At 39.6% G+C, this 20,101-nt stretch carries 20 protein-coding genes; 11 read left to right on the top strand and 9 right to left on the bottom strand.

Annotated features, from left to right (window positions below):
- Positions 1 to 159: 159 nt before the first annotated feature.
- Together ATK78_RS01155 and ATK78_RS01150 are read right to left on the bottom strand one after the other, a co-directional pair.
- A complete protein-coding gene (locus tag ATK78_RS01155) occupies positions 160 to 606 on the bottom strand; it encodes an NUDIX domain-containing protein (protein WP_133574229.1) in 447 nt (148 codons plus the stop codon).
- Positions 603 to 1,526, bottom strand: a complete 924-nt coding sequence (locus ATK78_RS01150) for a cation diffusion facilitator family transporter (protein ID WP_394346935.1) — start codon at positions 1,524 to 1,526, stop codon at positions 603 to 605. The genes ATK78_RS01155 and ATK78_RS01150 overlap by 4 nt, the downstream gene beginning before the upstream one ends.
- 189 nt (positions 1,527 to 1,715) lie before the next feature.
- Between ATK78_RS01150 and ATK78_RS01145 the strand changes: the two genes are divergently transcribed.
- Positions 1,716 to 2,909, top strand: coding sequence for a pyridoxal phosphate-dependent aminotransferase (locus ATK78_RS01145; RefSeq protein WP_208112281.1), 1,194 nt, complete (start codon positions 1,716 to 1,718; stop codon positions 2,907 to 2,909).
- Positions 2,910 to 3,308: 399 nt separating this feature from the next.
- On the opposite strand, the gene ATK78_RS01140 is transcribed toward ATK78_RS01145, so the two are convergent.
- Entirely contained in the window at positions 3,309 to 4,553 is a 1,245-nt protein-coding gene (locus ATK78_RS01140; RefSeq protein WP_133574227.1) for an ABC transporter permease, read from the bottom strand.
- A 141-nt stretch (positions 4,554 to 4,694) separates the two neighbouring features.
- Between ATK78_RS01140 and queA the strand changes: the two genes are divergently transcribed.
- Complete coding sequence (gene queA, locus ATK78_RS01135; protein WP_133574226.1) at positions 4,695 to 5,744, top strand: tRNA preQ1(34) S-adenosylmethionine ribosyltransferase-isomerase QueA; 1,050 nt, start codon at positions 4,695 to 4,697, stop codon at positions 5,742 to 5,744.
- 81 nt (positions 5,745 to 5,825) lie between these two features.
- Positions 5,826 to 6,503, top strand: coding sequence for a 2-C-methyl-D-erythritol 4-phosphate cytidylyltransferase (locus ATK78_RS01130; RefSeq protein ID WP_133574225.1), 678 nt, complete (start codon positions 5,826 to 5,828; stop codon positions 6,501 to 6,503).
- A 31-nt stretch (positions 6,504 to 6,534) separates the two neighbouring features.
- Here ATK78_RS01130 and ATK78_RS01125 read toward each other — a convergent pair whose 3' ends face one another.
- The 6 genes from ATK78_RS01125 to ATK78_RS01100 form a co-directional block, all read right to left on the bottom strand.
- Positions 6,535 to 6,696: a lmo0937 family membrane protein gene (locus ATK78_RS01125; protein WP_131596424.1), complete on the bottom strand. Its 162-nt coding sequence runs from the start codon at positions 6,694 to 6,696 to the stop codon at positions 6,535 to 6,537.
- Between the two features lie 135 nt (positions 6,697 to 6,831).
- Positions 6,832 to 7,053, bottom strand: coding sequence for a DUF2795 domain-containing protein (locus tag ATK78_RS01120; protein WP_008240955.1), 222 nt, complete (start codon positions 7,051 to 7,053; stop codon positions 6,832 to 6,834).
- Positions 7,054 to 7,163: 110 nt separating this feature from the next.
- On the bottom strand, positions 7,164 to 7,712 hold the full coding sequence (locus ATK78_RS01115; RefSeq protein ID WP_133574224.1) for a cob(I)yrinic acid a,c-diamide adenosyltransferase: 549 nt from the start codon (positions 7,710 to 7,712) through the stop codon (positions 7,164 to 7,166).
- A gap of 8 nt (positions 7,713 to 7,720) precedes the next feature.
- The gene (locus ATK78_RS01110; RefSeq protein ID WP_133574223.1) at positions 7,721 to 8,479 is read right to left on the bottom strand and encodes an ABC transporter ATP-binding protein; all 759 of its coding nucleotides are present in this window, start codon (positions 8,477 to 8,479) and stop codon (positions 7,721 to 7,723) included.
- 49 nt (positions 8,480 to 8,528) lie between these two features.
- The gene (gene gatC, locus ATK78_RS01105) at positions 8,529 to 8,819 is read right to left on the bottom strand and encodes an Asp-tRNA(Asn)/Glu-tRNA(Gln) amidotransferase subunit GatC (protein WP_133574222.1); all 291 of its coding nucleotides are present in this window, start codon (positions 8,817 to 8,819) and stop codon (positions 8,529 to 8,531) included.
- Positions 8,816 to 9,550: a lysophospholipid acyltransferase family protein gene (locus tag ATK78_RS01100; protein WP_133574221.1), complete on the bottom strand. Its 735-nt coding sequence runs from the start codon at positions 9,548 to 9,550 to the stop codon at positions 8,816 to 8,818. The genes gatC and ATK78_RS01100 overlap by 4 nt, the downstream gene beginning before the upstream one ends.
- Positions 9,551 to 9,617: 67 nt before the next feature.
- Between ATK78_RS01100 and trpS the strand changes: the two genes are divergently transcribed.
- From trpS to yidC, 8 genes are all read left to right on the top strand, one after another.
- The gene (gene trpS / locus ATK78_RS01095; RefSeq protein WP_133574220.1) at positions 9,618 to 10,616 is read left to right on the top strand and encodes a tryptophan--tRNA ligase; all 999 of its coding nucleotides are present in this window, start codon (positions 9,618 to 9,620) and stop codon (positions 10,614 to 10,616) included.
- Positions 10,617 to 10,655: 39 nt separating this feature from the next.
- Positions 10,656 to 11,270 carry a deoxynucleoside kinase gene (locus tag ATK78_RS01090; protein WP_133574219.1) on the top strand — a complete coding sequence of 205 codons (615 nt, stop codon included), beginning with the start codon at positions 10,656 to 10,658 and terminating at the stop codon, positions 11,268 to 11,270.
- A complete protein-coding gene (gene kdsB / locus ATK78_RS01085) occupies positions 11,271 to 12,005 on the top strand; it encodes a 3-deoxy-manno-octulosonate cytidylyltransferase (protein ID WP_133574218.1) in 735 nt (244 codons plus the stop codon).
- A complete protein-coding gene (locus tag ATK78_RS01080) occupies positions 12,002 to 12,541 on the top strand; it encodes a hypothetical protein (protein WP_133574217.1) in 540 nt (179 codons plus the stop codon). Before kdsB ends, ATK78_RS01080 begins: the two co-directional genes overlap by 4 nt.
- 298 nt (positions 12,542 to 12,839) lie before the next feature.
- Positions 12,840 to 15,614 (top strand): TonB-dependent receptor, encoded by a 2,775-nt coding sequence (locus ATK78_RS01075; protein WP_133574216.1) that lies wholly within the window; start codon positions 12,840 to 12,842, stop codon positions 15,612 to 15,614.
- Complete coding sequence (locus tag ATK78_RS01070) at positions 15,604 to 16,317, top strand: GLPGLI family protein (protein WP_243732399.1); 714 nt, start codon at positions 15,604 to 15,606, stop codon at positions 16,315 to 16,317. The genes ATK78_RS01075 and ATK78_RS01070 overlap by 11 nt, the downstream gene beginning before the upstream one ends.
- Positions 16,318 to 16,472: 155 nt before the next feature.
- Positions 16,473 to 18,089 carry a CTP synthase gene (locus tag ATK78_RS01065; RefSeq protein WP_133574215.1) on the top strand — a complete coding sequence of 539 codons (1,617 nt, stop codon included), beginning with the start codon at positions 16,473 to 16,475 and terminating at the stop codon, positions 18,087 to 18,089.
- Between the two features lie 21 nt (positions 18,090 to 18,110).
- Positions 18,111 to 19,916, top strand: coding sequence for a membrane protein insertase YidC (gene yidC, locus ATK78_RS01060; RefSeq protein WP_133574214.1), 1,806 nt, complete (start codon positions 18,111 to 18,113; stop codon positions 19,914 to 19,916).
- Positions 19,917 to 20,101 lie beyond the last annotated feature (185 nt).

Genomic DNA, 20,101 nt, shown 5'->3' with positions numbered 1-20,101 from the left:
TATCTCCGTCTTTATAAATGATTCAAAATCAACCTATGCTTAGCCTTGGTAAAAGATCAATTACAATGAAAATAAATGATCTCAATTTAAATATCCCTGTCTTTATAAATGATTCAAATCATTCTCTGCATAGCCCGGACAAAAAAATTACCCTGCCAGCTAACCCTGCAAATTATATTGTTTCAGCAACAATTCAACAACAGTCTTATCCGTCTTAAAAGTAACATCGTCGGTAGATAAATCCTTCATATCAATCCATCTAAACGACTGCAATGTATGCTCATCAAAGTCGAATACAACGGTTTTAAAGTTGAGCAGCAAGGGTTCAATCTCCTTAACCAGATAATAAATACTCAGGATCTGGCTGTCATTAAAAGAAGATTGCTCGTAAAAGTCAGTAGTATAGAAATGGGAATCCACTTCAATTTCGGCATTACATTCTTCCATGAACTCCCGTTTTAAAGCATCCCTCAAGCCTTCGCCAAGCTCCAGTCCACCACCGGGAAATTTAATAAAGGACCTTCCGCCAGATTGTTCATCACTAACCAAAAGCTGATTGTCTTTATTGATCAAAAGGCCGTAAACCCTTACATTAAAATAACTCATTGGTCAAAGTGTTTTTGGTTTTTAGTCGCATTATTTATATCCCATTTAATCTCAGCGCGGAAAGGTTCCTGCCGAACAGGACAAAGTTTCATTTTACAGTAATTACAGCAGGCGGGCAGACAAGGGTCGGCATGAATAAACAATTCCGTTTTATGTTCTGTATGTCCATTGATCATTTTGTCGATCCCAGATATCTCCTGGTGCACTTCATTCAGGTCAAAATAATATGGCAGTGTAATGTGGCAGTCAATATGCAGATCGGCACCATATTGCTGTGCCCTCAGGTTGTGTACATCGATCCATGGATCTTTGCGGTTCTGCTGCATTATTTCGATGATTGAATTAACGAGAGCTGTATTGCTCTCATCCATCAACCCTCCTACCGAATGCCGGGTTAGCTGGTAACCATTGTAAATGATATACAGGCCCAATAGAATAGACACGATGCTATCCAGCCAGTAGATCTTTGTAAGCTGGATTAAGATGACACCAGCAACCAGTCCGGCACTGGTTACTGCATCCGTCAGCAGGTGTTTACCATCCGCTTCAAGTGTAAGGGAGCGGTGTTCTTTTCCTGTTTTAATCAGAAAATAACCGACAATAAGGTTAACAATCCCTGTGGCGCCAATGATTGTGGCACCTTCAAACAGCTGAAAGATGGGTTTCGGATAGAGCAGGTCGTAGCCAGATTTAAGGATGATGATGATGCCGGCTATACCGATCAGGGTACCTTCTAAAAAAGCAGAGAAGAATTCAACTTTACCATGTCCGTAAGGGTGGTTGGTATCTTTGGGTAAAGTAGCCAGATAGATGCTGTAAAACGCAAAGCCACTAGCCAGTACGTTCACGATGCTTTCTAAAGCATCGGTAAGAATTGCATTGGAATGGGTGATGAAATAGGCAATAAATTTGGCAAGCATGAGCAATACGCTGATGCATAGTGCGAGGAGAATTGCTTTTTTCTTAGGATGCAAGTTTTACTGTTTAGCACGCAAAAATACGTTTTAACACTTGAATTACATTAAAAAGTATTTTTTTTAGTTTTTAATTCGGTGAGGTTCATATATTTGCGTTCGCACAAAATTATATTTGCCTTCGCATAAAATATTATGACATTTTTATCCAAAAGAATCAACAACCTATCTGAGTCACAAACCATTAAAATGGCTAAGTTGGGCAGAGAACTATCCGCAAAAGGGATAGACGTTATTAACTTAAGTTTTGGTGAGCCAGACTTTTTCACTCCTGAATTTGTTAAGGAAGCAGCAAAAACAGCTGTAGATGAGAACTATTCTTACTACACGCCAGTTTCAGGATACCTTGACTTAAGAAAGGCAGTAGCAGAAAAATTATTAAGGGAAAACAATTTAACTTATAATTTTGACCAGATCGTAGTTTCTACGGGAGCTAAGCAATCGTTGGCCAATGCCGTAATGTGCCTGGTAGATCCGGGAGAGGAAGTTATTGTACCCACACCATACTGGGTATCATACTCAGAAATGATCAAACTGGCAGACGGTGAATCGGTATTCATCAATGCAACAGTAGAAAACGATTTTAAAATTACAGCAGCAGAGCTTGAAGCAGCAATTACGCCTAAAACCAAGCTATTCATGTTCTCTTCACCATGCAATCCAACCGGGTCTGTATACAGCAACGAAGAATTGGCATCGCTGGTTACCGTGTTCGAAAAACATCCAAACATATATATCATTTCAGATGAGATCTACGAGCACATCAACTTTGTTGGAAAACATGCTTCAATCGCTGAGTTTGATTCCATTAAAGACCGTGTGATCCTGATTAACGGATTCTCTAAATCTTATGCAATGACAGGCTGGAGAGTTGGTTATATGGCCGCGAATAAAGAGATCGCCAATGCATGCGACAAAATGCAGGGACAAATTACATCAGGTACTTCTTCAATTGCCCAGCGTGCCGCTTTGGCTGCTTACGAAGGTGGATTAGCCACTGTAAATGAGATGGTAGCAGAATTCAAAAAACGCAGGGATATCGTTTACGGTCTGTTACAAGAAATTCCGGGTGTAAAAGTAAATCTTCCGGACGGAGCTTTCTATTTCTTCCCAGAGATCAAATCATACTTCGGAAAACGCAATGGCGATCAAACGATCCATACCGCTGAAGATCTTTCCCTATACCTGCTTAATGAAGCACATGTTTCAACAGTTACAGGAGAAGCATTCGGAAATGAAGATTGTATCCGTATCTCTTACGCAGCTGCAGAAGAAACTTTAAGAGATGCCGTTTCAAGAATTAAAACAGCCCTTGCAAAACTTAACTAATTACCTAAGCAACCTGCAAAGAATAACCTAAGTAATCACCTAAGCATCCTGCAAAAGTAATTACCTAAGCATCCTGCAAGGTAATCACCTAAGCATCCTGCAAAGTAATCACCTAAGCACCCTGCAAAAGTAATCACCTAAGCATCCTGCAAGGTAATCACCTATGCACCCTGCAAAAGTAATCACCTAAGCATCCTGCAAATAAAAAAAACGAGGTTCCTTTTGGAACCTCGTTTTTTTATATCCTCCTAACAAGGTCTAGCGAGTTTATACCAATACGACATTTCTTTAAAAATGTGCGTTCTGTGAAAAGGCATAGGATTCATCCCGATCCTTCATCGGGATTATTCCCGCCTTTGAGCAGTAATGCTCATTTTTAAAGAGCAGAGCGGAGGGATATTAGGAGCGAATTGCTTCTACAGGATCCAGCCTCGACGCCGCATATGCCGGCCAAAACCCAGATATCATTCCAATAGCGACAGAAATCCCGATACCCAGAACGACATTATTCATAAACAGGGTCATTTCAAAACCAGCACCATATGTCAATCCAAGAGTCAGCAAATAAACGAGAAGCAGGCCAAAAAACCCACCAAGCAGGCAAAGAGCTACGGATTCAAACAGGAACTGAAGCAGGATAAAATAATTCTTCGCACCCAGTGATTTTTGTATACCTATAATGTTGGTACGTTCTTTAACGGATACGAACATGATGTTGGCAATACCAAAGCCACCAACGAGGATGGAGAAACCACCAATGATCCAGCCGCCAATGTTAACCATGCCAAACATCTGATCGAGCTGGTTAGAGGCGATGGTACTTTTATTGAGTGCAAAATCTTCTTCGGCACTTGGGGTAATCCTTCTGATGGAGCGCATCGCACCGCGGATCTCACTTTCAATTTCTTCGAGCGCGATGTGTTCATATCCCCTAACGGTAATGGTAGGGCCATAACGTTCACTTTCAACATCCATGATACCTTTGGCAAAGTTAAGCGGCATAATGATATTCTTATCCTGCGACATACCCATCATATCTTCCCCTTCTTTCTTGAAAACGCCTACAACGGTCAGTCTTCTGCCCATAACGGTAATGGATTTACCGATGGCGGAGTTACCGCTAAATAAGCCGTCGGCTATTTCGGCACCAAGAATAACGACGGGAGATCCGGAGCGGCTTTCGTTCTCTGTAAAGTAGCGGCCATCTTCAAAATCAAGGTTCCATGTTTTATCAAAATCCTGAGAAACTGCACGAATGTTGGCACCTTCAACGGAGTTACTTCTATATTTTACGGTCCTGCCGCTGGTAGATGCTTCAAAAGAAACACCCTGGGCATATTCCAGGCGGTCTTTCAACAAATTATAATCCCTTAAGGAAGGCTCAGGCCGGTTTACATATTTCCACCACGGATAATCCCCAAAACCACCCCAAGGCCATTTTTCGATGAATACCGTCTTAGAGCCCAGTTTGTCAATGCTGGATTGAAGCTTATTTCTAAGGGTATCAACAGCAGAAAAAACAAATATGATTGTAAAAATACCGATGGTTATCCCCAGTAAGGAAAGCATGGTGCGAAGTTTATTTTGGCGAAGTGCATCAGATGCAAACCGAAAACTTTCGCCTATAAGTCTGAGAATAATCATAATTAGGTTTTAGACCAAAAATAGCCATAAAGGTTACACCAAAACGTAATATAATTGTTGCTACACAATGCAAATAAGTTAATTATAAAAAAGAAGATTATATTTTGTAAATTTGCGCCCTTAATTATCACATCGAAAAATATGAAGTTATCTCAATTTAAGTTTAATTTACCTGAATCACTAGTTGCCAACAATCCTTCAGAAAACAGAGACGAGGCCCGTTTAATGGTTTTACATAAAGATAGTGGCAAAATAGAACATAAAATATTCAAGGATGTTTTGAGTTATTTTGATGACAAGGATGTAATGATATTGAACAATACCAAAGTTTTTCCTGCCCGTTTATACGGAAATAAAGAAAAAACAGGTGCAACAATTGAAGTCTTTTTATTGCGTGAACTGAATAAAGAATTACGCTTATGGGATGTTTTGGTAGATCCGGCACGTAAGATTCGTGTAGGTAATAAGTTATATTTTGGTGATGACGATCTGTTGGTAGCAGAGGTTGTAGACAATACCACTTCACGCGGACGTACCATTCGTTTCCTGTTTGATGGTACTGATGAAGAATTCAGAAAAAATATAGAAATATTAGGAGAAACACCACTGCCTAAATACATCAAACGTAAGGCAACAGCTCAGGATAAAGAACGTTACCAAACCATTTTCGCGAAACATGAAGGTGCAGTTGCAGCTCCAACAGCCGGATTACACTTTAGCCGCGAATTGATGAAACGCCTGGAATTAAAAGGCGTTGAATTTGCCGAAGTAACGTTACACGTAGGATTAGGAACATTCAGATCTGTAGAGGTTGAAGACTTAACCAAGCACAAGATGGATTCAGAACAATACATTATTGAGCAGAAAGATGCAGACATCGTAAATAAGGCCATCGCAGATAAAAGAAAGATCTGTGCGGTAGGAACAACGTCGATGCGTGCGATTGAATCAGCGGTTTCATCAAACAGAACGCTTAAACCTGCTAACGACTGGACCAGTAAGTTCATCTTCCCTCCGTATGATTTCAGCATTGCCAATTCAATGATCACCAATTTCCACACACCAGAATCAACCTTATTGATGATGGTAAGTGCATTTGGCGGATATGATTATGTAAGAAATGCATATGAAGTTGCATTAAAAGAGAAATATCGCTTTTACAGCTATGGTGATGCCATGCTGATCATCTAATCCGAATAATTTATTTTGATAGGAGATTATAAGCCGTTAACGGTTTTAATCTCCTATTTTTGTTTAAAAGCAAAACGATCTATGAAGTATTATGCCATTTTAGTTGCCGGTGGTTCCGGAAACAGGATGAACACTACGGTTGCAAAACAATTCTTATTATTAAATGGCAGACCGGTACTGATGCATACGATTGAAGCTTTTCATCAATGTGTATTAAATCCTGACATACTTTTAGTCCTAAATATACACCAGCAGGGCTATTGGAAAGAATTGTGCCAAAAATACAATTTTGAGGTTCCGCACCGTATAATTAATGGAGGAGCGCAAAGGTACCATTCGGTAAAGAATGGTTTAGATGCCATAGAAGGGAATGGCGTTGTAGCTGTACACGATGCAGTGAGGCCATTGATCAGTCCGGCATTGATCCTGGAATCCTTTAAGGTAGCAGAGGAGAAAGGGAATTGTATTGTTGGCATTACGCCTACAGATTCTATAAGAAACATTGCTGTACAACCCACGGTAGCCATAAGCAGAACAGATCTGATCCTGGTACAAACACCTCAGACCTTCCGTATTGATGTATTAAGAGCAGCTTACCAGACCCCCTACCGGTCAGAATTTACAGATGATGCCTCAGTAGCGGAATATGCAGGCTATGAGATCAATACCATAGAAGGGGCACGGGAAAATATAAAGATCACGTATCCGGAGGATTTGGAGATCGCATCAATCTTAATAAAAAAAGGCGTTACTGAATAAACAATAACGCCTTTTTATGAGGATCAATATACTAAGCAGCCCTGTTAATGACTTTAAGTATAATTGCGATAACAGCAATAACCAATAGAATGTGGATCAAACCACCAACATTCGGACCGAAGCCTTGAAAAAAGAAGCCAATAACCCATAGTATTACTAAGACTACGGCAACAAGATAAAGTAGATTTCCCATAACGTTTAATTTTTTAGAATATGTTTTTAGATAGATAATTTATAGGTCGTGTAAACACTTCCATGACATTAGCTAAACAATCATCGTTCCAAAAATAAAAAAGCTTCATTAAATGAAGCTTTTTAGTTATTACGGTTAATATTCGTCCTCATTAAAGAAGAAGTCGTCCTTAGTAGGATAATCAGGCCAGATCTCCTCTATCGTTTCATAGGGTTCACCGTCATCTTCCAGAGCCTGTAAATTTTCGATCACCTCTACAGGAGCTCCTGATCTTATACCATAATCAATTAATTCATCTTTTGTTGCAGGCCATGGAGCGTCTTCCAAGTGCGATGCGAGTTCTAATGTCCAATACATATTATTTATACTTAATTTCTAAAATTCATTTCCGCAAAAGTATATTAAAAAACCTGAGCAAAACAAACTTTTTTTTCCACTATTTTTCGTTATTAACATACCGCTTCTGATTAAAGGCGCGGCGTCCATATAATTTCTTCCGTTTTTAAATCCAGACAAAGTTTGCGCCCCAAAACAAACAAATAATCACTTAAACGATTCAAATAGATCGTCATCTTTCCGTCAACAAAGCTTTCGTTCGCCAGTTCAACGGTCAGCCGCTCTGCCCTGCGGCAAATGCAGCGCGCAATATGACAGTAAGAAACCACCGTATTACCACCAGGAAGCACGAAATTAGTCAGTGGAGGCAATTTGTCGTTCATATCATCCATCTCCTGCTCTAATAAAGAGATATCGCTATCGTGAAGGTCCGGGATCTTCATCCTCGACTTTTCCGGATCAGCAGCTAAAGAAGCACCAACAGTAAATAAACGGTCCTGAATTTCTTTAAGCATCTTCTGGTAATGCACATCAATCTCCTGACAGGAGATTAAACCGATATAGGAATTTAATTCATCAACAGTACCATAACATTCAATCCGTAAATGAAACTTAGGAACACGGGTACCACCAATCAAAGAGGTTAATCCCTTATCACCAGTCTTAGTGTATATTTTCATGAAGGAATTTACACTATTTTCTCGAAATCACTTCCTTTTTTTTCCAGGTTGGATAAACGGGGAGATACCATTTTAATATCGGTATTCAGATAATCCTTCTCGATCAGACCATCACGCATCCGGACAATGCGGTGCGCATGCTGTGCAATATCTTCTTCGTGGGTTACCAGGATAATGGTATTCCCTTTACTATGGATCTCTTCCAAAAGGCCCATGATCTCAATAGAGGTCTTGGTGTCCAGGTTACCCGTTGGCTCATCTGCCAGTATGATGGATGGGTTATTGATCAATGCCCTGGCCACCGCGACACGCTGACGCTGACCACCTGAGAGTTCATTGGGTTTGTGGGTAACACGATTGCCCAGCCCTACATTTTCCAAAGCCTTTTGAGCGCGTTCATCACGTTCCTTTTTATTGGCACCAGCATAAATAAGCGGTAAGGCTACATTATCCAACGAAGTAGAACGGGGTAAAAGATTAAAGGTCTGAAAAACAAACCCAATCTCCTTATTGCGTACTTCGGCAAGTTCATTATCTGTCATCTGGCTCACATTGATCCCGTTCAGCACATAGTCACCCTTACTGGGCGTATCCAGACAACCTAAAATATTCATTAACGTAGATTTTCCTGATCCGGATGGTCCCATTAAGGCTACAAACTCACCTTTATGAATATCCAGGGAAACAGATTTTAAAGCATGGATCACTTCAGAACCAATAACGTATTTACGGCCTATATCTTTAATATTAATTAACGCTTTCTCCATGGCTTTTTTCTTTTAGACAGTTACCCTGATCTGAATGTTACACACCAGTCTATTTTTCTATGATCTTAGGAACGAAAAAGAATTGCTCATTGTGCTTTGCCGCATTCTTTAATGCATTCTCTACCGTAATTTCTTGTTTAACCTGATCTTCACGCCAAATATTTTCTTCTGCATTCATGTAAACCAGGGGAGCTACACCAGTGGTATCCAATTCATTCAGCTTCTCCATAAAAGTAAGGATCTTATTCATGTCGGCAATCAGGGTATCCACTTCTTTATCTTCAATGGCGATCCTTGCCAGATCAGCAACTTTATGAATGGTTTGTTTATCTATAATCATTTATAAGCAAGTTTACTATTTATGAGGTCAAAAATACGGTCTTTTAACAAATCTGAATCATCAGTAACCAAATTTTCTGTATCAATAGGTTTATGAATATAGATCTTACAAATTCCGGGGCTTGTACCATGTACAGAACCGTCATCCCACATTTTTTTCCAAACATCTGCCAGACTGATCGCCACAATCGGAATCTTCTTTTCAATGGCCAGTCTGAATGGACCATTCTTAAAGGGGATCATATGCGGAGGATATTGGGCATCATCAATACCACCTTCAGGAAAAATGATCAGGCTCATTCCATTTTCCAGATTTTCCCCAACCTTTTTAAAAGCCCGGAATGCAGAGATTTTACTATCCCGGTTTACCGGAACATCTATGGTCTTAAAGAAAAGCTTTAGTACAGGGTTATTCAGCAATTCATCTTTACCCATAAAATGAAAACGGCCTTTTGCAATGATGCACAGCACCATGATATCTAAATTGGACGTATGGTTGGCACAATAGATATAGGTTTTACCGGGTTCTAAAGGCACTTCGTAATTGAGGTCGAAGAAAACACCAATGAGGGAACTGCATAGTATACTGTGTAATTTGCGCAGTTGGTTTAAAAGCGAATACCTGGAGGGCTTTCTGGAAGCTAAATAATAAAAAGGGTAAAATAGAGCGGATAAGACAAGGATTACAAATAGCGCATAAATGCGGTGCAGTTTCCTAAATAGCTTGTTCATTAAAATCAAAACTACAAAAAATAGAATGATAACTATTAAAATGGGGATTTTTATTAATTTCGGCCTCATGAAAGAAACTGTAGTTAGTGGCATACGTCCGACAGGAAAATTACACTTAGGAAATTATTTTGGTGCAGTAACCAATTTTGTAAAAATGCAGTATGATTACAACTGCTATTTTTTTATCGCAGACCTTCATTCGCTAACCACCCACCCTACTCCACAGGATTTGCACGGATATGTAAAGCATGTACTGGTAGAATACCTGGCCTGCGGAATAGACCCTGAAGAAACAACCATTTATATCCAGTCTGATGTTCCGGAAGTAGCCGAACTATATTTATACCTGAATATGAATGCCTACATGGGAGAACTTGAACGCAGTACTTCATTTAAAGATAAGATACGTTCGCAGCCAGACAATGTAAATGCAGGTCTCCTAACCTATCCGTCATTAATGGCCGCTGATATTTTGATCCATAAGGCCACCAAAGTACCCGTTGGAAAAGATCAGGAACAGCACCTGGAAATGACACGTACATTTGGCAACCGGTTTAACCGTTTGTACAATTCAGATTATTTCCCAGAACCATTTGCATTTAATTATGCACAAAACCTGGTAAAAGTACCAGGATTGGAAGGTAAAGGAAAAATGAGTAAGTCTGACGGTGATGGAAACTGTATATATTTATCAGACAGTCCGGAAATTATCCGTAAGAAAGTATCCAGGGCTGTAACCGATAGCGGACCAACAGCAGAAAACCAGGCTAAGCCAGAAGCGATACAAAACCTGTTCGACCTGATGTCAATCGTTTCATCCGCAGATACCATTTCCCATTTTGATGAACAGTACAACAAAGTAGCCATCCGTTACGGCGATTTAAAGAAGCAGCTTGCAGAAGATATGATCGTATTCAATACGCCAATCCGCGAAAAAATAGAAGAACTGTCAAAAGACGACAACTACCTGCGTCAGGTTGCTAAACATGGCGCATTAAAAGCAAGGGAAAGTGCACAAAGAACCATTAAAGAGGTTAGATCTTTAATCGGATTTAAACCATTTTAACATTTAAACTAAAATCCCTACCTTAATCATAAATATAATATGCACATAGCAATAGTTGGAAACATAGGCGCTGGAAAAACTACATTAACAACTCTCCTTGCAAAACATTATGCCTGGGAAGCACTTTATGAAGCGGTAGAGAACAATCCATATCTGGAAGATTTTTACAGCGATATGAAAAGGTGGAGCTTTAACCTGCAGATCTACTTTTTAAACAGCCGTTTTCAGCAGATTGTAGACATTGAGAATTTTAACAGGAACGTGATCCAGGACAGGACCATTTATGAAGATGCACATATATTTGCAGACAACCTTCATGAAATGGGTTTGATGACCAGCAGGGACCATCAAAACTATAAAGCGATCTTTGCGAATATCACTTCTTTCATTAAGCCGCCAGACCTGTTGGTTTACCTTCGTGCGTCAGTACCCACATTGGTTAGTAACATACAGCGCAGGGGCCGTGAATATGAAGCCAGCATCCGCATCGACTATTTGTCCAAGCTGAATGAAAAATATGAAGCCTGGATTAAAGATTATAAACTTGGAAAATTGCTGATCCTCGATAAGGATAAACTAGACTTCACCAATAATCCGGAAGATCTGGGTGCCATCATACATGCAATAGAAACAGAAATAAACGGTTTATTTTAAATGAAGATCCTCGGAATCATACCAGCACGATACGCATCTACCCGCTTCCCGGGTAAACCGCTCGTGCAGATCAATGGTAAAAGCATGATCCGAAGGGTATATGAACAAGCGTGTAAAGCAGAGAGCCTGGCCAATGTGATCATTGCAACTGACGATGAACGGATTGCAGCAGAAGTTAAAGATTTTGGAGGATCTTATATCATCACCGCATCCGATCATTTAAGCGGCACCGACCGATGCGCAGAAGTCGCCGAAAGAACACCCGGATATGACGCATTCATCAATATACAGGGTGATGAACCATATATAGATCCAACGCAAATTGACCTGGTAGCATCCTGTTTTAATCACAAGGACACCCAACTGGCCACACTCATCAAAGAAATTCACTCCAATGAAGAATTATTTAATACCAATATCCCAAAGGTCTTAATTAATTCCAGGCAGGAGGCCATTTATTTTAGCAGACAAACCATTCCCCATATCAGAAATGCTGCAGAAGCACTGTGGTTAAGCAAGCACCAGTTTTACAAACACATTGGAATCTATGGCTATACCAAAGAAGCACTTTCTGCAATCACAAAGCTTCCACCGGCTACGCTCGAAATTGCGGAAAGCCTGGAACAGCTGCGCTGGATCGAGAACGGCTTTAGCATCAGCATCAGGATCACCGATATCGAGACCATTGCGATTGATACACCGGAAGACCTAAAGAAGATAAATCATGCCCTATGAAACATATAGTTGTTTATTTATTGATCTTTTCAGGCATTTTAGCAGCCTGCAGCCGCAATGGAAATCCTAAGGAGACATTAACAAATGATCTGGAAAAAACAGTCATCAAACCGTTTAGTGACTCCCTAAAAGCAGACACATTTAAGCTGAAGCTGATTGGCGATGAACCCAAAAAAATGACTTTGTTATTTACCATCACCTCATTTGAAGGTAAAGAGATCTACAACATCAGCATCAAAGCGACCGACCTGTTTAAAAATTACGACGCAACAATAGACCTGACTAAAAAAAATAACCAGGTTAAATTTATCAGTGATGAAGCAGCCCGTTTTTTTGACGATGAAAATTTCATGGAACCCGCAGTTACCGAACAGGAACAACCAGATCAGTACGTACCAGACAAACTATTTTTTGCAGAACTAAAACAAACCCAGCTAAACGGGTTTATTTATAGACTTGGGAAAGAAAATAAAATCTATATCGCCTGGTCTGTTCAACAGAAAAAAACGAAAACTTATTACAATTGCTGTAAATGATAATTTATTCATTAAAATTATCAATTTTTTTTTCTTTTGAAATCATGGTTAACGTCCTTGCTAAAACGTATTTCTTTTCTTTTACAGAAAAAAGTTACAAATAATATTATGATATTTTCAAATTAAGTCCTATGTTTATATAACGAAACATTATGAAGCACATTCAAAACGATTCGTAACAACCTTTAATATTCTAACCAAATATACTTTTATAAAGTGCCTGGAAATTTCCAGGCATTTTTTTTATATCCTAATTCTTATCTGTTATTTTAGTATCTCCATAGTATTACCGGTAATTATGTTTTTAAGAGTGCCCTTTTTATTCCTGCTTTTATTTGCAAGCACCCTGGCTTCTGCACAAAAAGCGAGTATAAAAGGAATAGTAACAGACACCCTTTTACAAAGAAAATTAGCGAACAGTTCAATCCTGCTCATCCGGTCGGCAGACTCAGTTCTGGTCCGGACTGCGCGGACCAATACAGAGGGCAGGTTCGAATTAAACAACCTGACTAAAGGAGATTATAAAGTACTGGTTACCTATCCAAAAATGGCCGATTACATACGGAATGTAAGCCTTTCGGACTCCACAGCAATACATCTTGGAAAAATAATCATGGAGCTGAAAGCCAAACTCCTAAAAGAGGTCATCATTAAGGCAAAAAAACCCGTACAACTCAAAGGTGACACCCTCGTTTTTCAGGCAGACAGCTTCGCTGTAAGGCCAAATGCCAATTTACAGGAACTTTTGAAGCGGCTTCCGGGATTTATAATTGATAAAAACGGACGGATCAAATCGCAGGGTAAAGAGATCCGGACCGTACTGGTTGATGGTGATGAGTTTTTTGGGGACGATCCGCTCCTGGCCACAAAATACCTGAAGGCAAATGCGGTTGAAGAAGTTCAGGTATATGACCGCAAAAGCAAATATGCAGACCTGAGTGGGATCGACGATGGTGTTCGGAATAAAACCATCAATATCAAGCTAAAGGAGGATGCAAAGAACGGGTACTTAAGCGCTTTGGATGCCAATGCAGGAAGTCCGGATTTTAAGGATTATGGAGGCATGCTTGGTGTTTTTAAAAACAAACTTAAGGCTGCTCTGTTTGGCAGTTTTTCAAACCTCAATAACGAATCCAGGATCAACAATTCCGTTAGAAAACTGAAAGGTGAAGAATACGATGCCATTGAGGTTGGTGACGATGGAAGCTCTATATTATATGCATATGGAGTAGAAGATGACGATGATGACAATGCCCCTACCGGCGGACTGCCAGAAAACCTGAATCTCGGTGCTCATCTGTCAAACCGATTTAACAATAATAAAATGGCCATCAAGTCAAACTTTAAAAGCTTTGACTATAACAACATCAACACAAGCACTACAAATACAAAGGAATTGCTGCCAAATGGAGCTATCTTTTTCAGTTCCGGCAGAAACCAGGCACATTCCCACAGTACCGGCGAAAGTTTAAGAGGCAGTTACAGCTATGCATTAGATTCCTTATCCGCACTTAAAATTTCCTTTGGACTAAAACAGACCCGGGTAAATACAGATGCATTTACACTCGATGACACAAAAAATGGAGCCGGACTATTCATCAGCCAAAATAACCAGTCTACCATTGGATCTGGAAAGGGGGAAACCTATAATGGAAATATCAACTGGTCCAGGCGCTTTAATAAAAAAGGACGTACCCTGTCAATCGACATTCAACCCGAACGTCAGCTGGCAGACAATACAGAACAAAATATAAACCGTACGAAATACTTTGATGACAATGGCGATCTCAAGAATGCGGAATATATTAACCTGCAAAAGGAAAATTTCAGCGGACAAAATTCCATTGCAGCCCGCATCAGCTATACAGAACCACTGGCTAAAAACTGGACCATGGAAGCCGGCTATAGTTTTAAAACCATGGCTACAACCAGTTACCGGTTCGTATCAGATAATGGCATCCGGAAAATAGATTCATTAAGCAACAACTTTAAATTCATCAATTTCTCTAATGTCGGCAAAATGGTCTTCCAATATAAGGTAAGGGATTTTTCCATATCCACCGGAATGGAAGCTACGCAAACAAATTTCGAGCTTAGGGATTTAGACAGCCAGATAGATTTTGAGCGCAATTATTTAAACTTAGCCCCAAATGCAAACCTGTTCTATAAATTAAATGCAAACAGCAGCATCTCTGTAAACTATAATGGTTTTATGATGCAGCCAGGGATCACCCAACTTCAGCCGGTAAGGCAGCTTAATAATCCATTGTATCAAATTATAGGAAATTCATCACTCCGCCCTTCTTTCTCCAATAATTTCGGCCTGTCATACAACAGCTATCAATTCAAGTCTGATGAATACATTTCCGGATATTTCAATTATGGTTTTACAAATAATGCGATCGTAAACACAGAAATTGTAGACGACTTTAACAAGCGGATCTTTAGCTTCACCAACCTCGACGGAAACAATACAACCTCCGGAAGCATCTATTATTCTAAAGGATTTGCAAAACTTAATTTAAGAATGGGCTTTGATCTTGGATTTAACAATTCCAATAACATAGCCATTATCAATTTTACAAAGAACAAGATCAGAAATACACAATATAACTTAAGAACAACATTTAACTATTATACTGCTTACATAGACCTAAGCTATAGCCCTTCTGCTACTTTTTTAAATGGAAGATCATCAATTGGCGACATTAATGATGGCAATAGCCTGATGCACGATCATGAATTCTCCGGAACCATCCAGCTTCCGTACCGCCTGGAATTTAATACCACTGTATCCTTATCTTTCCGGCCCGCAAACGCGTCCTTTGACCGGGATCTAAACATTGCCATCTGGAATAGTTATCTGTCGACCAAGCTGTTAAAAAGCGAATCCCTGGAAATTAAGGTTTCCGTAACCGATATCCTGAACCAAAAAATAGGTTACAGCAGGTTTGTTGGTGGAAATATCATTACCGAAAACACATTTAGCTATATCCCGCGTTATATACTTATTGGAGTTAATTGGAATTTAAGTGGTAATTTCATGAGAAAATCTGGCAAAAATGGCAAATAGAATACCCGTTTTGATCTTCATGATATTTTTCTGCAGCAGTTCGTCCAGACTTTGCGGCCAGCAGCTCTTTATTCCAACAGGTAAAATAACCTTCGAAAAAAAAGTAAACCTGCAGCGAAACCTCGCAGGCTGGAACCTGTCTGATGAAACCAGGGAGAAAATAAAAAAGTATCAGATCAGCAGCTGGGAACTCAGCTTTAATGAAAGTAGTGCCATTTATTTTTCTGAAAGTTCTGCTAACCAATTGTACAGCGATTACAGCAGCCGGACCAGGGTCTTAAAGAAAACCATAATTGGTGAAGATTACCTGCTTAATGATACCATACCACACATTGATTGGAAGATCATGGATGAGATCAGGACCATTTCTGGATATGAATGCCGCAAAGCCATAGGAAGAATTCAGGACACTATTTATGTTGTGGCATTTTATACCGATGAGATTTTACTTAAAGGCGGACCAGAAGGATTTAGCGGCTTGCCCGGAATGATCCTGGGATTGGCCATTCCACGATACAGCACCACCTGGTTTGCAACCAAAGTAGATGCCCTAAGCAATAATGCAGCTCAAATAGTAAGTCCGCAAAAAGGAAAAAAAATAGAATCAGAAAAGGATCTGAGCAAATTAATTGAATTATACAGCCGCTATGAAGGCATAAAAAATGAAGCCGTAAAGAAGCGGATCTATGGCTTTACGCTCTAACTTTTTCATTTGTATAGGTTTACAAAACATTTACAGGCACATTAATAATTCGAAAAAGAGCGATAACGCTTTGGTTTTATTTGCTAACTTTGTATCCCGTACAAAAACAATAAAACAGCAGTAAAAAACTGTTTTAATATCAGAAAATCACAAACATGACTAAGTATATTTTTGTTACGGGCGGTGTTACTTCCTCTTTGGGTAAGGGCATCATTTCCGCTTCACTAGCCAAATTACTACAAGCACGGGGCTACAGTGTAACCATCCAAAAGTTTGACCCGTATATCAATATTGATCCGGGAACATTAAACCCTTACGAACATGGGGAATGTTTTGTAACAGAAGATGGTGCTGAAACCGATCTTGACCTTGGTCACTACGAACGTTTCTTAAATGTACCCACTTCGCAGGCCAATAACATTACTACAGGCCGCATCTATCAAAATGTAATCAATAAGGAACGCCAGGGTGAGTACCTGGGTAAAACGGTACAGGTAGTTCCACACATCACCGATGAGATTAAACGCAACATGCGTATCCTTGGTGATACCGGTGTTTATGATATTGTGATCACTGAATTGGGAGGAACCGTAGGTGATATTGAATCCCTTCCATTTATTGAAGCCGTTAGACAATTTAAATGGGAAGCAGGTGCAAATAATGCGATTGTAATCCACTTAACCCTTGTCCCATACCTGGCAGCAGCCGGAGAACTTAAAACAAAACCAACACAGCACTCCGTTAAAACCTTGCTGGAATATGGTATTCAGCCAGACATCCTGGTTTGCAGAACCGAAAAACACATGAACCTGGACATCCGTAAAAAGATAGCCCTGTTCTGTAATGTAAACGTAAATGCAGTGATCGAATCTGCAGATGCCTCTACCATCTATTCAGTTCCGTTGTTAATGATGAAAGAGCAACTGGATAAAACAGTGCTGAGCAAATTAAAACTACCTCAGAAAAACGAGCCGGATATGGAAAGCTGGAAGGATTTCTTAGGCCGTTTAAAAAACCCAACTTCAGAGGTTACCATTGGATTAATTGGAAAATACGTAGAGTTACCAGATGCCTATAAATCGATCATAGAATCCTTTATCCACGCAGGTGCCAAGAATGAGTGCAAGGTACGTGTGGAATATATCCATTCTGAAGAGATCTATCCGGATAACGCAAAAGAAAAACTACAGCATTTAGACGGCGTATTGGTTGCTCCGGGATTTGGAAGCCGCGGAATTGAAGGAAAAATCGATTCCATTAAATACGTGCGTGAGCATGAAGTGCCTTTCTTTGGAATCTGCCTGGGTATGCAATGTGCTGTTATTGAGTTTGGACGTAACGTTCTTGGTTTAAAAACTGCCAACACAACTGAAATTGATGAAGAAACCATTGATCCGGTAATCAATATGATGGAAGATCAAAAAACAATTACAACTAAAGGTGGTACCATGCGTTTAGGTTCTTACCCATGCGACCTTAAAAAAGGCACAAAAGCCTATGGTGCTTACGGTAAAACACACATCAATGAACGTCACAGACACCGTTATGAATTTAACAGTGCCTATCTGAAAAAATATGAAGATGCAGGAATGATCGCATCAGGTGTTAACCCCGAAAGCAATTTAGTAGAAATCGTTGAGCTTAAAAACCATCCTTTCTTTGTTGGCGGACAATTTCACCCAGAATTAAAATCAACAGTTGCTAATCCTCACCCACTTTTTGTTAAATTTGTCGCCGCTGCGATGGAGTTTGCAAAGAAGAAAACAAAATAATACGCGTTTTAAATAACAATAATGGATAGAAATACATTTACAGGATTGTTCCTGATTATGATCGTTCTTGCAGGTTCTGTTTATTTCTTCAGACCAAGTGAGTCTGAGATGAAAAAAGAAAATGAACGGATTGCTGCAGATTCTGCGAAAAAAGCCAACACCAATAAAACAATTACTCCCGTAGCTAAAGCAGCAGCAGTTACACCTGCTATTGATTCTGCGGTATTAAAAGGTCCGTTTGGAGGAAACATTTCTGGTACCGAGCAAACCACCATTTTAGAAAATGAAAATTTACTGCTAACCTTTACCAACAAAGGTGGAAGGATCTTGTCCGTACAGGTTAAAGGACAGAAAACCTATGATGGTAAACCAGTGATCTTATTTAATGGGAACCAAAACAAGTTTGGTTTGAACTTAAATATCGGCGGAAAAATAGTAAGCACCAATGACCTTTATTTTACGGCAGCAAAAACCGGCACAGCAGTAAGCATGCGTGCAAACTATGCTGCAGATAAATACATAGAATACGTTTACGATTTAAAAGGCAAAAGCAATAATGTTGGCTTAAACATCAACCTTAATGGCTTAAACCAGGTGGTTCAGGGAAATACCATTTCTTTAAACTGGGAAGCAACCTTACTGGAGCAGGAAAAATCAGCTAAAAAGGAAATGGAGCACTCAGCTCCATATTACAAATACATAAATGAAAACCCAGACCACCTGAACGTTGCTAAAGATGAAAAAGAAGATCTGGTAAAAGGAAAGATCGAATGGTTCTCTTTCAAGCAGCACTTTTTCTCTGCGGTATTAATTCCTAAAGTACCTTTTGAAAAAGGAAATCTGGAGGTTAAGGTAAGTACAGCTCCGGGACAGGTAAAATGGTACGGTGCAAATATGATCATGCCTTTCAATCAGCTTGCTGCGCAGAACTACTCCATGGACTTTTATTTTGGAACAAATAAGTTCTCTACCTTAAAGGCTCAGGGGTATGATTTGGAGAAACAAGTAGATATGGGCTATTGGCCGCTAAAATACATCAACAGGTTCATCGTATTGCCGGTATTTAACTTCTTAGAAGGTTTTGGATGGAACTATGGTTTGATCATCCTTGTTTTAACAATTATGCTTAAACTGGCCATGTCGCCGTTAACGTATAAATCATATATCTCTATGGCTAAAATGAGAATTTTAAAGCCGGAGATGGATGTGATCAAAGCAAAAGTTGGTGATGATAATCCTACCCTGCTGCAACAGGAATACTTAAAATTGTATAAACAGGTAGGTGTTAACCCTATGGGCGGATGCTTACCGATGCTGCTTCAGTTACCATTTGTAATGGCATTCTTCTTCTTCTTCCCCAACCTGTTTGAGTTGAGAGGCGAAAGTTTCTTATGGATGAAGGATCTGTCAACCTATGATGATTTCATTAAATTTGGGGTAGATATTCCTTTCCTGGGTAACCACTTGAGTTTAATGTGTATCCTGATGACGGTTTCTACACTGATCTATACCTATTTTAACAACCAGATCTCCGGAGCAACCGGACAAATGAAATACATCGGTTATATCATGCCAATTGTATTCCTGGGTGTACTGAACAGCTATCCATCAGGATTAAACTATTACTACTTCCTGGCGAATATGTTGACCTTTGCACAACAGTTCCTGATCAAATCTATGGTAGATGATGAAAAGATCCATAGAACCTTGCAGGAAAATAAAACAAAACCGGTAGAACAAAAAAAGAAATCTAAGTTTCAAACCAGACTGGACGACTATATGCGTCAGCAGCAACAGGTTAAAACGCAGGAAAAAAAGAAAAAATAATGCTGTCTTAAAGCAACATAAATTGAAAGCCTCCAATAAGCAAATACTTATTGGAGGCTTTTCATTTAATAAAATTTCGCACGCCTTAGGATATCCGGCATAGATAAAATGTAAAATTTGACGTACAATGATAAGAATCCGGTAAAAAATTGCAATTTTTAAGGCTAGACAATAAACCGGGATAA

This window comes from Pedobacter metabolipauper, assembly GCF_004362715.1.
Taxonomy (GTDB): domain Bacteria; phylum Bacteroidota; class Bacteroidia; order Sphingobacteriales; family Sphingobacteriaceae; genus Pedobacter; species Pedobacter metabolipauper.
Note: the sequence above shows the minus strand (reverse complement) of the source record. Positions and strands in the feature narration are given on the sequence as shown.